This is a genomic window from Ardenticatena maritima (assembly GCF_001306175.1).
GTDB classification, from domain to species: domain Bacteria; phylum Chloroflexota; class Anaerolineae; order Ardenticatenales; family Ardenticatenaceae; genus Ardenticatena; species Ardenticatena maritima.
Genome location: NZ_LGKN01000009.1, coordinates 194,734 through 210,683 on the forward strand (window position 1 = coordinate 194,734; position 15,950 = coordinate 210,683).

Sequence of the window (15,950 nt, forward strand, 5' to 3'; positions counted from 1 at the left end):
TTTTTCAGCATAGATGTCTCTCACTCGCGTGGGTTGATGGAGCGTGCGACATATCGCCCAACAATGCCAAGCCCCAAAAGCGAAAAGACCAGTAGCGCGATACCGGCAAGGCGCAAGAAAGGCGTCCATGGGGACGAGGGGAGCGGGGGCGAAGCGCTGATAAGCGGACGCGCCGAGGGCGCATCACCAGCAGGCGGCGCGTCCACCGCCGGCATCGCAATCACCGTTTCGCCTTCGTCCGTCACGGCGCTGACGAGCAAGGTGGGCGTTGGAATAGGCGCCGGGTAGGCGGCTTCCAGTTGCTCGGTGGGCGGCGCGGTCGGTGTCGGGGTGGGTGAAGCGTTGGGCGCAGTGGACGCCCTCGGCGACGGCGTTGCGGTGGCGTCAACAGGCGCCCCAACCGCCCGCGAGGTTGGGCTTGGCACGGGTGTTCTGGTTTTGGTCGGCGTGCGGGTCGGCGTCGGCGTATGGGTGGGCGTGCTCCCCGGCGGCGGTGTATTCGTGACGGTTGGCGACGGTGTGGATGTCGGTGTGCGCGTGGGGGTTGGCGTATGCGTCGGTGTACTGTTGGGCTGTGGCGTATTGGTCTTGGTTGGGGTTGGCGTGCGCGTTGGCGTGCGCGTCGGTGTACGCGTCGCTGTCGGTGAGGGTGTGTGGGTCGGCGTGGGTGTGGCGCTGGGTGTTGGTGTCGGTGTCGGGGTGGCGGTGGGCGGCGGCGTAGGGGTCGGCGTCGCGCTGGGTGCAGGGGTGGGGCTTGGTGTGGGCGTCGGGGCGGCGCCGGGAATGACGAGAACCGGCGGCGAGTGGTAGGTGGACTGGTTCGAGGCGTTGATATCCTCAAGCCAGTAGTAATAGACCTGGCCGATTTGGATATCCGTGTCAGTCCATGCGTAGTACGCGCCGGTTTGCCCATCCCCCTGCGCTGGAATGAACGGGCTGACGCGGGTGCTGTCATCGGGGAAAGCCGTGTCCGACGTCGTGCGGTGCACAAAAAAGCCCACGTTATCGAACTCGGTGGCGGTTTCCCACTCGACCAGCACACTGCCGCCCTGGTCGGTGGCGCGGAAATACTGCAATGTGACCGCGCTCCACGTCTGCGCCACCAGCACAAAGCCCGCCAAGAGAATGAGCGCCGCACCTATGAAAAACTTGCCTGTTTGCCGCACGAATTGCGTCTCCTTATTCAAGCGTGATGAGATTGCGTTCCGCCAGCGATTGCAAAAATGCTATGGTATCTTGACGCGCCTGCTCAGGCGAAACGTTGAACGTGCGCACCACATGTTCGATAATATCCTGCACGCTTTTGCGGCCATCAATCTGGTTCCAAATGAATGCGCCAACATGGTTGACCACGTTGACTTTCCCACTGCGCGCATGCACGATCACGGCGTCTCCGTCGGCGTCGCGTGAAACGACGCCAGCCGCCACGGCGGGAACGCTTTCCAAAGAGAGCATAGTGCCTTCTCCTCCTTCTGAATTGCGAACTGTATTGCTAGAGGCGAGCGACGTAAACGCACACCATTCCAAGCGCACGCCACCCTTTTTGAACGAGCCAATGCAAAGGGGCGGGGCGTTGCAATCGCGCACATTGTAGAGCAAAGTAGCCAACTTGCCCAAGCGCCCAATGCCCCCACCGCGCGCGCGGGGTGCGCCAATCACGATAGACGCCATTGCGCTCATAGCCCACCACACGCCCAATGAGGCGCGGGGGGCGGGGAAACGTATCAGCCGCCATCAGGGCGTCGCCTTTTGTGAGCATGCGCCCCTGACGCCAGCCCAGAAAGCGGTGCGTGAGCAGGTCATCGCCCGTATCCAGCACAACGACGTCGCCAAAGCGCACGGTGGCGGGTGTGGCCGGTTCCACACGCACACGGTCGCCCACGCGCAAGGCGGGGCGCATGCTCCCGCTCACCACCGTCAGCGTGACCACATGGCCGTGCTGGAGCGTTTCGGCAACGAGTGTGATGAGATCGCGGCTTGTCTGCATCATCGGACAATCAGCGGCGCGAATACGCGATACAGCACGTTGGTGATGAGCGTGGCTTCGGCGTATTTGGATGTATCACCGCGCGATTGGGCTCGCACAATCACCGTATCCGAGACCGTTGCGGGCATGAGAGGCACACTCACGGTCACATTGAGCGTCGTCGTGACAGCCGGCGCGAGCGTGATACTCATCGGCGCAACTGTTGTCGGCCAGGTATTGCCGCTTACCGAAAGGTCAAAGGTATCCGTGAAGTGCCCCGCATTCGTCAAAACGAGTGTATACGCCACATTTTGCCCACCGCCAGTTGTCATCTCGGCACTTGCCGGCGAAAGCGCCACATCAAAGCCTGTGGGAATCTGCAACGCCGGGTCGCCATAAATCGTGAACGTGTCAATCAAATCGTAACTCCACCCACTGGCGTACAAGGCCAATTTGCCAACCAGCGCCGCCTGCCCCAGCGTCCATTCACCGTCGCGCCACATGGCGTCGAACATGGCTTCCTGCATGATGGCATGTCCGGTCGCCACGCCCAACCCCGTCGGCGAGAAGGTCGCCACCGCGCCGCCATTTGGGTTCTGAATAAAGGTCTGCGCCAAACTCATCTTGCCGGGGTAGAAGTAGTAGCCATCCAGGCAGTCCATTGAAAGCACAATCGGCAGCCGAGGCCCGTTTTGGAGCGCCTCCGCCGTCTCGACATCCATCAGGTATTCATGCGCCCATCTGTCAACAGAGGCATGCCCTACATACGAAAGAAATTGTGTACCCGAAACAGTCAATGTGCGCGTCAAATCTTCAGTCAATGCGGCACATTGACCACTGGCGCAGAGACCTTGCGCTTTGTATTCATCAAGGTAAAAGCGGTCAACCGCATACGAGGGATGTGTGGACGTAATGCGGGCAATGGCGCTTTCGCTAAACGCCACAAAATTGCCGGCGTCATCGTTATTGTCAGCCACGAAGGTGACGCGTTGCTGGTAGGGCTGCCAGCCAGCCTGTTCATACGCGATGGTCTTGCTCACAACCGCCCACGCCCCCACCGAATCGGAAACCACAATGCGCCCCACAAGCATATCGGGCAAAATATCATCGCCGACAACGGCAACAAGGCGGTTAGCGCTATCCACCTCGCCCTGCCAGGGGTCTGCCCATGTCATGTTGGGCGGCAAGAAATTGGTGGGGTGAGGATAGGCGTCAAACCCCTGCCCGTTCCAGTGCCCATACCCAAAGAGCACAACATACGTGGGCGGCGGGGCTTGCCAGTTTTCGTAGGCATACGCCAGGAAATTGCGAATCGCCGCCGGTCCCCAACGCCCATCATTGAATTCATTGTAAAGGTCTTCGACATCCACCACCTTCGTGCGTAACCCCTGCCCCGCACGATACGCCGCCAGCGCCTGCGCTTGCGTCATGAAAGCGCGGTGCGTAATGACAATGTAGTCTGCACCGTTGGTTGTGCTCTTCAAATCGGGCGGCTCGTAGTAGGAAACACGCAGCGGCTGTTTGTAGCCGGTGGGTCCTACGGCGGCAAAGCGTTGCGTCGGACCATGGTTGCGCTCAAACGCCACCTGATACCCATTGGACGTTGGCGCTTGTTGGGTGCTGGTAAGCAAAATGGGGGTTGTCGGGACAGTGATATCAAACACGCGGATATCGCTCCCCGAAAAGCCATCTACATGGTACTCCCAGGTGCCAACACCATTCCCATTGAAGAGCAACAGGTCGTTATTGGCTTGCAAGGCCTGGCGGTATGTCAGGACAATATCGTCAAAGTAAATCGTATCCGCGCCGGTTGTCAGTTGCGTAAAAACAGCCTGCACACTATTGACGCCATCCACCAACACGCTGCCCGGAATCTGCCCCTGTGCAGTGCCGCGATTACGGAACATCCATGTCGTGCTTATCGTTGGCGACGCCCCATTGACGGTATACGCCGCGCGGCGATTGCCCACCGTCGAATAGCCAATCGCAGAAGCCGACAACGTCGCCGAAAACGGCTCATCGGCAACGGCATGCAGCGTGAGCGTGTACGTGCGCGTCGCAACAGGTGTCCCAAAGGTGTTGATGGCGATTTTCTCGGCAAAGAATGTTTCTTGAGGCGTGGTATACCCACCGTCGGCAAAGTGCCACGACCAATAGACATTCGCGGCATCGAAAGTCGCCGTGGTTTCATGGCTGGTCACCACTTGCGCGGAACCGGACGGCGCAGCGTCGCTCGTGGTCATACGCAAGCCGGGGGTATCATCCACAAGCAGCCAATACGCATTCGTCGAGGTGTAATGCTCCTGATTGGTGATATCGCCGACATAGCGTTGGCCGTAGAAAAGAATGGCATCGCCGGGGTCGAACTGCCCGTCGGCTTCCCCTTCCACCAGAATCGCCACATCCTGGTCCTGGTGCACCATACGGAAGAAGTGCGGATCAACGCCCGTGGGGTCGAACCCCGCCGCCACCAGGTCGGCATAGGTCAGGCGGTAGAGACCGTCTTCATTCACTTCAATCTTGTAGCGTGGTCCCAACGAGGTTGTGGTTTGCGTCGCTGCCACAGGCGGTTGTGATGTGCGCCAGGCCTGTGCTTGTTCAGCGTTCAAGAGGCTGGCGGCCAGAATCTGGTCGAAAGGTGTATTTTGCACTGAGGCTGAGGATGTTTGCGCGGAAGAAACGCCGTCAAAGAGCACTTCCACTTCCAGCGAGCGATACCAGCGCAAGGTGTTCGCACGGGCATCATACTGCACAGGCGCAATTTCCAGGCGCGCCACGCGCTGAGAGCGTACCCAGGCTTCATCGCGCAACACCACAGGCAACGCCGGCCACAAGGGCTGCGCCGCCAGTATCGAGCGGGCAAGCGCGCCACGCGCCAACCGCCCTGGCGCCCATTCCGCTTCCTGGCGCGCCGGTTCGAGTGAGGGCAATGGCGGAGCGTCCAGGGCAATGGTTTCCACATCAGCCGCCCGCAGAATCACACGCGCGCTTCCTTCCGGCGGCAACCCGACGAGGTAAGCGAGGCGTGGCAAAGCCGGCATCCCCGGCTCATGCTTGATGTCCGCCCCATCCAGCATGACCTGCGTGAACGTTGACGCCCCTTCCTGCTGCAGCGTCAATTGCGGCTCCGGCACTTCCAGACGAACAATCAAGCGCGTTGCGTCAGGCGTCTGGACGTCAACAACAAGCGTCTGCGGGGGGCGCTGAAACGCCTCCGTCACAGGCAAAAACAAGGGTGCAAAGAGCATCAATCCCAGGAACCCAAGCGTGCAGAAAAAAAGCCAAAAACGAGTACGCATAAAGGCCTCACTTTCGATTATGCCAACATGCCAACGACCTTAGCAGGGTACCCGGCGGGGAAAAAGAAATGCTTCAGGGGTTTCCTGAAGCATTGAGATGGAAAACTGTAAGAGGCGCGGTTATTCACCCAAGCCAAACAAGTCCAATTCATCATCGGGTTTGCTGATAGGTGAACCAGCGCGCGTCGTCAGTTCCAATTCCTCGATAATTTGCGGGGGCTCGTAGGGGCGGCGTTCCTGCTGGCTCATTCTTTCATTGTGCGACATATGCTCCTCCTTCAGGGACAAAAGGGGTTTACTGGATAAGGACATTGCTTAGAATACACTATTACCACATAAAAGTCAAGGCTTTTGGGGGACTTTTTTTCCAAAAACTAGACTTTTGTTGGAAAGCCCGCATTTTCATCTAGGCATTTTATCCATCTTCTGCTTGCTCAAAGCGCTCACGGGCTTCTTCCACATATTCGAGACTCTGATGACGGAAGTAGGTGTTGTACAACTCAGCATAATGCCCACCTTGTGCCAGAAGCGCCTCATGGGTCCCTTCTTCGATAATCCGCCCTTTCTGCAAAACGATAATGCGGTCAGCGGCTTTGATCGTTGAGAGACGATGGGCAATAACGATAGCCGTTGTACGCGCCAACACAAGGTCCAACGCCTGCTGAATCTGCCACTCCGTGAAGGGGTCCACGCTCGCAGTGGCTTCATCCAAAATGAAAATGGCGGGGCGCTGAATGAGCACACGCATGAGCGCAACCAACTGGCGCTGCCCCATCGAGAGACGGCTTCCCCGTTCCCCAACTTCGGTCTGCAAGCCGTTCGGCAAGGTTTCCAACCATTCCCCGTTCCCAATGCGGTGCGCCATTTCCAGAATTTCGTCATCTGTGGCTTCGGGGCGCGCGTACCGGATATTGTCAGCCACTGTTCCACTAAACAGAAAAGGCACTTGCGAGACAATCCCCAATTGGCGACGGTACGCGTGCAAATCAAGGGTGCGAATATCCATGCCGTCAATGAGGATACGCCCCCCCTGGAATTCATAAAAACGCGCCACCAGTTTCGCAATCGAAGATTTGCCCGCGCCGGTATGCCCAACAAGCGCCACCGTTTCCCCAGGGCGGATATGCAAATTGAAGTGTTCCAGCACCGTCTCTTTTTCGGAATAGCGGAAGGTAACATCTTCCAGGCGAATGTCGCCTTTGAGCGGCGGGACGGGGCGGTTGTCGGTCTGAATGACGGCCGGCTCGGCTTCGATGAGCGAGAAAATGCGTTCGGCGGCGGACAACCCCGCTTGCACCTGCGCCGCAAACGCCGAAATGTTCATCACCGGAAACCAGAAATAATCAAGGCTTGTGATGAACAGATACCACGCTCCCGCCGTAATGACACCCGCCGCAACAGACATCCCCCCGGTGTACACCAGCAACGCCGTTCCAACACCCCCCAACGCATTCATCACGGGAAAAACCGACGCCAGCACAAAACCGCGCTTCACATTGACGCGGTACGACTGCTGGTTGGCGCGTTGAAACTCCTCGTAAATGGCGCGTTCCTGGCGAAAATTCTTCGCGACGGCAATGCCGCTAATCGTTTCCTTGATTGTTGCGTTGACGTTGGCGATGGCGCGCATCCCGGAACGTGTGACCCGCCGCGCCAGCCCGCGCAACCCCGTGGAAACGAGAAAGAGCACAGGCATAAAACCGAATAAAACCAGCGCCAACCGCCAGTTGATGAAGACGAGAATCGAACCCAGGATGAGCGCCTGCAAGACCTGCGCCAACACATCCGTGATGAGCACCGCCACTTCGCCAAAGTCTTTGCTGTCGGAGGTAATGCGCGACACGACGCGCCCCGTTGAATACCGATCGTAGAACGAAAGGTCGTGGTTGAGGACGGCGCGCATGGCGTCGGTGCGTAGTTGCAACACCGCATCGCCCACCACTTGTGTCACCAGGCGGCGGCGCGCCCAGTTGACGCCCCAATTCAGGAAACCCGCCACCGTCACCGCCATGCCCAGCACCAGAACAATCGCCGAAGTATCGCCCCCTTCCAGCACGCGAATACCACGCGAAATCAGCACGGGCACCGCCGCGCTGACAAGCGACAAGAAGGCAACCAAGACCGCCACCGTCACCACTTTGCGCACATGCGGGGCCAGATAGCGGCGAATGCCTGCAATCAATTCGCGGTCGCTATATTGTCGGTCGTATGATTCAATATCCAGGCTGGCAAAAAATCCCATACATCCCTCGACTATGCAGAATGTTTTGCAAACAGGCGTTATTCGTCACGCGCAAAAATGCGCCGATACGCTTCCGACGTCCGCAAGAGTTCTTCGTGCGTGCCGATGGCGCTGATTTCCCCTTTACGCAAGACGACAATCAAATCCGCCCATCGAATTTGCGAAAGGCGGTGCGTGATGAGAATCGTGGTACGCCCTTGCGACGCCGCGTAAATGGCGCGCTGAATTTTGTCCTCGGTGGCGCTGTCAATCGCGCTGGTCGAATCGTCCAGAATGAGAATGGCGGGATTGGTCAAAAAGGCGCGCGCCAATGCCAAACGTTGCCGTTGTCCCCCCGACAACGTCACACCGCGCTCGCCAATCACCGTGTCGTAGCCATCCTTGAACTGCATGATAAACTCATGTGCCTGCGCGGCTTTGGCCGCGGCGATGATTTCTTCCATCGTCGCGTCGGGCTTGCCAAAGGCAATGTTTTCGCGAATGGTGCGCGAGAAGAGGAAGATATCCTGCTCAATCATCGAAATCTGGCTGCGCAGGGCTTCCAGATTCCAATCGCGCACGTTGATACCATCCACCAGCACATCGCCCTGCGTCGCGTCGTAAATGCGGTTGATGAGTTTGACCAGCGTCGTTTTTCCCGCCCCCGTTTGCCCCACAATCGCTACCGTCTGCCCAGGCTGGACATGGAAGGTAATATCGCGCAAAACCGGCGCCTGGTGTTCGTCATACTGAAACCAGACATGCCGAAACTCAATCTCGCCGCGCATCTTGCCGGCGTAGCCATCCACGTTTTCGTCCAGATTGGTTTCGCGCGTGATGAGTTCCAAAATGCGGCGCGCCGCCGAATAGCCCGTCGAGGCTTGCGAATAGGCGAAGAGCGAAACGAAGGTGGGGAAGCCGAACAGGTTGAGCAACCCGACATACGTCACAATATCGCCAATCGCCAGCGCCCCCGCACGGTAGAGCCAGACCGCGTGAAAAAAGCCCAGCCCTTGCGCCAACCCCAACAGCAGCAAAGGCGTAAACCGCGCTTCAATCTCCCCCTGGCGCACGTAGGCATCGCGAAACCGGCGCGCCAGCGCTTCCAGCCGCGACAATTCGGCTTCTTCCTGTGCGGTCCCCTTCACCGTCTCAATCCCATCGAGCGCTTCCGCCAGCCGCGCGTTGAGCGCCCCAAACGCCTCGCGCACCTCTGTGGTGACGGGTTGCAACTGGCGCAGGTAGCGCACCACGGCGATGAAGTAGGCGACGATAAAGCCCAGCGGGACCAACACGAGGCTGGGATGATACCGTGGCGCAACCAGCACAGGCATAAACAGGAAGTTCGCGGAACCGAGAATGAGATTGAAGCCCGGGTTGAACATGAGGTTGATTTCGCGCACGTCGTTGGTGGCGCGCGCCATCGTGTCGCCCACGGGCTGCAAGTTGTGGAACGTCATGCTCTTGCCCAGCAGGCTCACATACAACTCGTTGCGAATATCGCGCTCCAACCGCTGCCCAATCAACTCAGCGCCAAAATTGCGCCCCAACTGCAAGATAGCGCGAATGCCCTGCGTGCTGACCAGCAAGACGCCCGTCTGCAAGAGCAACGCTTTGGGTTCAGCACCGCTCAAAATCCCATTGAAGGCACGCCCCACCAGCACGGGAACCGCCGCCGCCAGGGCGGCGTTCCCAAATGCGCCAATCATCGCCATCAAAATAAACACCCAGTGGCGGCGAGCATGTGAAAAAAGCCAACGCGCGGGCGACCGTTTGTCGGTCTCATAGGGCGTTGGAATATTGAATTCAGAAGCGTGTGAAAGCGTCGCGGTCGTCATCCGTTCTCCTCATCTTCCGGTCGGCTTACAGCCGGCAATGTTAGCATGGCGAACTATTTAGGCAAATTGACGCCGCTTCAACGCTTCCTGCAAACAATCGAGCGAGAGCGCCGCCGTATCCGGCACTACCACATGCGCCGCCCCCACCCGCTCGGCGGGTCCCACCCCCACCACGCCAAACCCGCCACGCAATGCGGCTTCTACGCCCGCCTGTGCGTCTTCCACCACCACAGAAGCCGCAGGCGACACATCAAGCGCCTGGGCAATCGCCAGGAACAGGTCGGGGGCGGGTTTGGCGCGCGCCACCGTGTTGCCATCGCCCACAAACGCAAACCGCTCCAACACTCCTAACTGCGCCAGCACACGCCGCGCGTTGCGGCTGGCGCTTCCCACCGCATAGGGAATTCCCGCGGCGTCCAAAGCATCCAACAACTGGGGAATGCCAGGCAACAGCGCCTCAGGCGTCAACGTTTCGAGATATTCAAGGTAGTAAGCGTTTTTGCGTGCCAGGATGGCATTGAACGTCGCCTCATCCACCTGTCGCTCGCCCAAAATCAGCCGCAAAGAATCCGCACGACGCCGCCCGCGCAACTGTTCATTCATCTGCCGTGTGAAGGGGATACCCTCTTCGTCGCACACCCGTTGCCAAGAGAGATAATGCCCCTCGGCGGTATCGGTCAATACGCCATCCAAATCGAAAATCACAGCCTGTACCTTCATTGTTTTCACCTCGCTTCCGCTTGATCAAACAGGATTGTACCACGGAGTGCAGTCTTCAAACATCAAAGACGCCCAAATGTTGCCCATTCAACACAAGTTAGGGGAACCTTTTGTCAGACGCTCCCGAAAACAGTATAATGCCAGAACAGCCACAACCCGATGAACCAAACGGGGTATGGATTGTGGACAACGGAAAGCGAAAAGCGCTCGAAAGCACACTGGAACAATTGAAAAAGCGCTTCGGTGACGGCGCCATCATGAAATTGGGGGAAGCGCCCGACCTGCAAGTGGAAGCCATCCCCACCGGCTCGATTGCGCTGGACCTTGCCTTGGGGATTGGCGGCATTCCACGGGGGCGCATCACCGAAATTTACGGTCCCGAATCGAGTGGGAAGACGACGCTTTGCCAGCACATCATCGCCGAAGCGCAAAAGATGGGCGGTGTCGCCGCCTTCATTGACGTGGAGCACGCTTTCGACCCCACCTACGCCGCCAAATGTGGCGTGGATGTCGAAAACCTCTACATCTCCCAGCCCGACACAGGCGAACAAGCGCTTGAAATTACCGAGGCGCTGGTGCGCAGTGGGGCTGTGGATGTCGTTGTCATTGACTCGGTGGCGGCGTTGGTGCCACGCGCTGAAATCGAAGGCGATATGGGCGACAGCCACATGGGCTTGCAAGCCCGCCTGATGAGCCAGGCACTGCGCAAACTGGCCGGCGCTATCAAGAAGTCCAACACGGCGGTCATCTTCACCAACCAGATTCGCATGAAAATCGGTGTGCTCTTCGGCAACCCGGAAACAACCACGGGTGGCAATGCGCTCAAATTCTACGCTTCGGTGCGCATGGATATTCGCCGCAAAGAGGTGATTAAGCAAGGCGGCGATATCATTGGCAACCGCGTGCTCGTCAAGGTGAAGAAAAACAAAGTGGCGCCCCCCTTCCGCGAAGCCCAATTCGACATCATGTACAACGAGGGCATCAGCCGCGCGGGAGATGTGCTTGACGTTGCGACCGAAATGGAGATTGTCACCAAGCGGGGCGCGTATTACAGTTACGGCGATATTCGCCTGGGACAAGGGCGCGAAAACGCCAAACAATTCTTGCGCGAGCATCCCGACATTCTGGACGAACTCGACCGCCGTATCCGCGAAGCAGCGGGATTGCCATTGCCGCCAGGCGCATCAACCGACTAAGCGCTTTCCGTTGTCTATAACCCAAAATATCGCCCCACGTTCATCGGCCGTGGCTGGATAGTCACGGCTTTTGTCGTTTTCAGGAAGGCTTATGCCCAAAATCACACGGCTCGAACGCCAAAAGCGCAACAAAGAGCGCGTGAATGTCTATCTGGATGGTGAATTTGCCTTTGGGCTTGCCATCCTGGAAGCGGCGCGCCTGCGTGTTGGGCAGGAATTGTCTGACGATGAGATTCGCACGCTCAAAGCGCGCGATACGTATCACAAGGCATTCGACCGTGTGTTGCGGCTGTTGGGACGCCGCGCCCGCACGGAGCGCGAAATTCGCGAGTATCTGCGCAAGCATGGCTATACCGATGAAGTTGTCGAAGAGGTTGTGCAACGCTTGCACGCTCTGAACTTGCTCGACGACGCGGCGTTTGCCCGCGAATGGATTGAAAATCGCACCCGCCATCGCCCCCGTGGGCGACAGGCGCTCATCAGCGAACTGCGGCGCAAGGGCGTCGCGCAGGAAACCATCGAAGCAGCGCTCGACGACGCCAGTCTGGATGAGCGAACACTGGCTATTGAAGCCGCTGAGCGCTACGTGATACGCTTGCAAACGATTGACGACTACGCCACGTTCGCGCGCAAACTGGGGTCGTATCTGGCGCGGCGTGGCTTCTCGTGGGAGGCGGCACGCCACGCCGTCAACCATTACTGGCAATTGCGCACGCAAGACAACGTGCGCCCCGACTTTGACAACGAACACTGGAACACGGAGGAGTAAACTTTATGGAAGGCGTCATACTCATTGGAGCCGCCCTACTCGCCGCGCTTGTCGGCGCCGTTGTAGGCGCATGGCTGGGCTACCGTGGCGGGCAAGAACGCGCCCTCAGGGAAACCGAAAAACAAGTCCAATCCATGCTCACGGAAGCGGAACAGCAAGCCCGCGCCATGGTGCAGGAAGCCAAAGCCGAAGCCCAGGAACTGCGCCTGCAAGCCAAAGAAGAAATCGTGCGCCTGCGCGATGAAGCCGAACGCGAATTCAAGCAACAGCGGCGCGAACTGCAACGCCTGGAACAGGAACTCCAACAGCGGCGCGAAAAACTCGACCGCCGGCAAGAGCAGTTGGAAAACCGCGCCCGCAACCTCGACCGCCGCGAACAAGCCCTCGAAAAGCGCGAAGAAGAAATCGAAGCCCTGGTGGCGGAACAACAAGCCGCGCTCGAACGTGTCGCCGAACTTTCACGCGAGGAAGCACGCCAACTCTTGTTGCAACAAGTTGAAGAAGAAGCGCGGCAGGATATGGCGCGCATTCTGCGCGAACGCGAAGCCGAAGCGCGCGAAATCGCCGAAAAGAAGGCGCGCGCCATCATCGTGACGGCGATTCAGCGCATGGCCACCGACGTCACCAACGACGTGGTTGTCTCCACCGTGGCGCTCCCCGACGACAGCATGAAAGGGCGCATCATCGGGCGTGGTGGGCGCAATATCCGCGCCATCGAAAACGCCACGGGGGTTGACCTGGTGGTGGACGATACACCCGAAGCCATCACCATCAGCAGTTTCGACCCCGTGCGCCGCGAAGTCGCACGCATTGCGCTGGAACGCCTGATTGCCGACGGGCGTATTCACCCCGCCCGTATCGAAAAGGTGGTGGCGGAAGCCCGCGCCGAAGTGGAACAAATCATCCGCGAAGCGGGCGAGCAAGCCGCCTACGAGGTCGGCGTCAGTGGCTTGCACCCCGAGTTGATTCGCCTGTTGGGGCAACTCAAATTCCGCACCAGTTACGGGCAAAACCAGTGGGCGCACGCCATCGAAGCCGCCCGCCTCGCCACCCTGCTGGCGCACGAACTGGGCGCCAATGTGGAATGGGCGAAGAAAGGCGCGCTCTTGCACGACATCGGGAAAGCCGTCACGCACGAAGTCGAAGGGCCGCACGCCCTTATCGGCGCTGAAATCGCCAAGCGGTGCGGTGTCCACCCGGTGGTGGTCAACGCAATCGCCAGCCACCACCACGAAGTGGAGCAAGAAACCATCGAAGCGGTCATCGTCGAAGTGGCGGACGCGATCAGCGGGGCGCGCATGGGCGCACGCCGCGAATCGCTGGAACAGTACATCAAGCGCATCAAAGCGCTGGAAGACGTTGCCAAGAGTTTCGACGGTGTGCAAGAAGCCTATGCCATTCAGGCGGGGCGCGAAATTCGCGTCATTGTGCGCCCCGACGACGTGGACGACTTGACCGCTATCCGCCTGAGCAAAGAGATTGCCCGCAATATCGAGGAAAGCATGGAATACCCTGGGCAAATCAAAGTGACTGTGATTCGCGAAACGCGCGCTGTGGACTACGCCAAATAAAGCCGCTTCTGCGCACACAAAAACGGGGCGACCGCGCGGTCGCCCCGTTTTGCTTCTGCATGCGCTCCTAGTGCGACGCCTCAGCGGCTTCTTTCTGCGCCTCGGCAATCACTTGTTGCGCCACGTAATCAGGCACGATTTCATAGTGGTCGGGTTCCATGGTGTAGAAACCGCGCCCTTGCGTCATCGAACGCAGGTCAATCGCGTAGCGCATCATTTCAGCCAGCGGCACCTGCGCCTTGATGATGGTCTTCCCACGTTCCTGCTCCATGCCCATAATGCGGGCGCGGCGCGTGTTGAGGTCGCTCATCACATCGCCCGTGTATTGGTCGGGCACGATAATCGTCACGTTGTAGATGGGTTCCAGCAACGCGGGCTTGGCGTTTTTGAACGCCAGTTTGAAGCATTCGCGCCCCGCAATCTGGAAGGCGATATCCTTCGAGTCCACGGGGTGCTCCTTCCCGTCATAGACAACGGCTTTCACGTCCACGATGGGGTAGCCCGCCAGCACCCCCTGTTCCATGACGGAGCGAATCCCCTTTTCAATCGAGGGCAGGAAGACGCTGGAAATGGCACCGCCAAAAATCTCACTCGCAAACTCAAATTCCTGACCGCGCGGGAGCGGCTCCACACGCATATGCACTTCGGCGAACTGGCCGGCGCCGCCTGTTTGCTTCTTGTGGCGGTACTGCGCCGTCGCCGTGGCGGTAATCGTTTCCTTGTAGGGCACTTTGGGCGCGCCCATTTCCACATGCACCCCAAACTTCTGTTCCAAACGCGCCCGCGCCACATCCAAATGCACGTCGCCCAAACCGCCCATCACCGTCTGCTTGGTGTCGGTGCGGCGTTCCCAACGCAACGTGGGGTCTTCTTCGGTGAGGCGGGTGAGCGCCTGGTTGAGTTTGTCCACGTCCGCCTGCGACTTGGGATAGACAGCCACAAAGTACACGGGACGCGGGAACTTGATGGGTTCCACTTCCAGCGGCGTCGAGCGGTCGCACAGCACATCGCCCGTCAGCGTTTCGCCCAACTTGGCAACCGAACCGATATCACCAGCCGGCAACTCTTTGACTTCGATTTGCTCCTTCCCACGCTGGACGTAAATGTGCCCAATGCGTTCTTCCGTGTTGGTGCGCGGGTTGTACAGGCGCATATCGGGTTTGAGCGTGCCGCTCAAGACACGGAAGAACGAAATTTTGCCGACGTAGGGGTCGGAAAGCGTCTTGAAGATGAAGACCGCCAGCGGCCCATTGGGGTCGGCGCTGAGCAAGACCTCTTCGCCCGTTTCTTTGTTGACCGCTTTTTCGGGCGGCGCTTCCACGGGCGAGGGCAACAAGTTGACGATGGCTTCCATCAGGCGTTCGACGCCCAAGGCTTCCACACTCGCGCCAAACAGCACCGGCACAATCGAACCGTTTTGCACACCCGCCTTCAAACCGCGTGCAATCTCATCAGGCGTCAATTCTTCGCCGTCGAGATACTTCATAATCAATTCATCGTCGGCCTCGGCGGCGGCTTCCATCAGGTTGAATTGGGCTTCTTCAACGGCGCTTTGCAACTCGGCGGGAATGTCGCGCACATCCCCTTTGCCGTAGTAGGCTTTGCCCGTCGTCAAATCTACCACACCTTCAAAGGAAGCCCCTTGCCCAATCGGAATTTGAATGGGGATGAAGCGCGCATCAAATGTATCGCGCAATTGTTGAAGGGTACGCTCCCAACGCGCCGTATCGCGGTCCATCTTGTTCACATAGACCAACCGCGGCAACGAGCGATCGTTGCAGTATTGCCACATCAACTCGGTGCCCACTTCCGGCCCCGAGGACGCATCCACCACCACCACAGCGGCATCCGCCACACGCAAGGCGCTGATGGCGTCTCCCGCGAAATCGAGGAAACCCGGTGTATCGAGCACATTCAACTTGTGGTCACGGTATTCGACAGGAATGACAGAGGTGTTGATGGAAATCTGGCGGGCACGTTCTTCGGGGTCAAAATCGGAGACGGTGTTGCCTTCTTCGGTGCGCCCCATACGGGTCAGCGCTCCCGTCAGGAAGAGCATCGCCTCAGCCGTCGTGGATTTGCCTGCGCCAACGTGCGACACAAACGCAACGTTGCGCAGGCGTTCTGGAGCGTACTTCTTCATGCCTTCCTCCTATCCGCTATGAAGTTTCTCAGGAATGCCATCGTTGGCATTCGTCAATCGCAAAACATCGAACGGCGGAAGTCGTACTGGCTGGCGTGTATTCTAGCACACGCCAACCTGTTCTGCAACGTGTGTCAACTCTGTTTTTTTGCGGAACAGGCACAATTTTGGTATGACGTTCATCACACATTGCACGGCATGCCCCTTCTTCCAGCGCGTTTTGGGCT

General features: G+C 58.7%; 12 protein-coding genes. 3 read left to right on the forward strand and 9 right to left on the reverse strand.

Annotation, left to right across the window (positions count from 1 at the left end; translation table 11 throughout):
• Positions 1–20: 20 nt before the first annotated feature.
• The 8 genes from SE16_RS16420 to pgmB all read right to left on the reverse strand — a co-directional run bounded on the left by SE16_RS16420 (position 21) and on the right by pgmB (position 10,044).
• The gene (locus SE16_RS16420; RefSeq protein ID WP_060687743.1) at positions 21–1,166 is read right to left on the reverse strand and encodes a hypothetical protein; all 1,146 of its coding nucleotides are present in this window, start codon (positions 1,164–1,166) and stop codon (positions 21–23) included.
• Positions 1,167–1,179: 13 nt separating this feature from the next.
• Complete coding sequence (locus SE16_RS16075) at positions 1,180–1,455, reverse strand: PqqD family protein (protein WP_054492713.1); 276 nt, start codon at positions 1,453–1,455, stop codon at positions 1,180–1,182.
• A gap of 37 nt (positions 1,456–1,492) precedes the next feature.
• Positions 1,493–1,990, reverse strand: a complete 498-nt coding sequence (locus SE16_RS13775; RefSeq protein WP_054492714.1) for a S24/S26 family peptidase — start codon at positions 1,988–1,990, stop codon at positions 1,493–1,495.
• Complete coding sequence (locus tag SE16_RS13780; protein WP_054492715.1) at positions 1,987–5,265, reverse strand: C25 family cysteine peptidase; 3,279 nt, start codon at positions 5,263–5,265, stop codon at positions 1,987–1,989. Before SE16_RS13780 ends, SE16_RS13775 begins: the two co-directional genes overlap by 4 nt.
• A 120-nt stretch (positions 5,266–5,385) precedes the next feature.
• Entirely contained in the window at positions 5,386–5,532 is a 147-nt protein-coding gene (locus tag SE16_RS16080) for a hypothetical protein (protein WP_160316964.1), read from the reverse strand.
• 148 nt (positions 5,533–5,680) lie between these two features.
• Positions 5,681–7,507 (reverse strand): ABC transporter ATP-binding protein, encoded by a 1,827-nt coding sequence (locus SE16_RS13785; protein ID WP_060687745.1) that lies wholly within the window; start codon positions 7,505–7,507, stop codon positions 5,681–5,683.
• A 38-nt stretch (positions 7,508–7,545) separates the two neighbouring features.
• Positions 7,546–9,324: an ABC transporter ATP-binding protein gene (locus tag SE16_RS13790; RefSeq protein WP_060687748.1), complete on the reverse strand. Its 1,779-nt coding sequence runs from the start codon at positions 9,322–9,324 to the stop codon at positions 7,546–7,548.
• 57 nt (positions 9,325–9,381) lie between these two features.
• A complete protein-coding gene (gene pgmB / locus SE16_RS13795; protein WP_060687750.1) occupies positions 9,382–10,044 on the reverse strand; it encodes a beta-phosphoglucomutase in 663 nt (220 codons plus the stop codon).
• Positions 10,045–10,181: 137 nt separating this feature from the next.
• On the opposite strand from pgmB, the gene recA reads away from it, so the two are divergent.
• The 3 genes from recA (at position 10,182) to rny (ending at position 13,580) form a co-directional block, all read left to right on the forward strand.
• Positions 10,182–11,240, forward strand: coding sequence for a recombinase RecA (recA, locus tag SE16_RS13800; protein ID WP_054492719.1), 1,059 nt, complete (start codon positions 10,182–10,184; stop codon positions 11,238–11,240).
• A 91-nt stretch (positions 11,241–11,331) separates the two neighbouring features.
• The gene (locus SE16_RS13805) at positions 11,332–12,009 is read left to right on the forward strand and encodes a regulatory protein RecX (RefSeq protein ID WP_054492718.1); all 678 of its coding nucleotides are present in this window, start codon (positions 11,332–11,334) and stop codon (positions 12,007–12,009) included.
• Between the two features lie 5 nt (positions 12,010–12,014).
• Complete coding sequence (rny, locus tag SE16_RS13810; RefSeq protein ID WP_054492717.1) at positions 12,015–13,580, forward strand: ribonuclease Y; 1,566 nt, start codon at positions 12,015–12,017, stop codon at positions 13,578–13,580.
• 67 nt (positions 13,581–13,647) lie between these two features.
• On the opposite strand, the gene fusA is transcribed toward rny, so the two are convergent.
• Positions 13,648–15,723 carry an elongation factor G gene (gene fusA / locus SE16_RS13815; RefSeq protein ID WP_054492716.1) on the reverse strand — a complete coding sequence of 692 codons (2,076 nt, stop codon included), beginning with the start codon at positions 15,721–15,723 and terminating at the stop codon, positions 13,648–13,650.
• Positions 15,724–15,950: the final 227 nt, after the last annotated feature.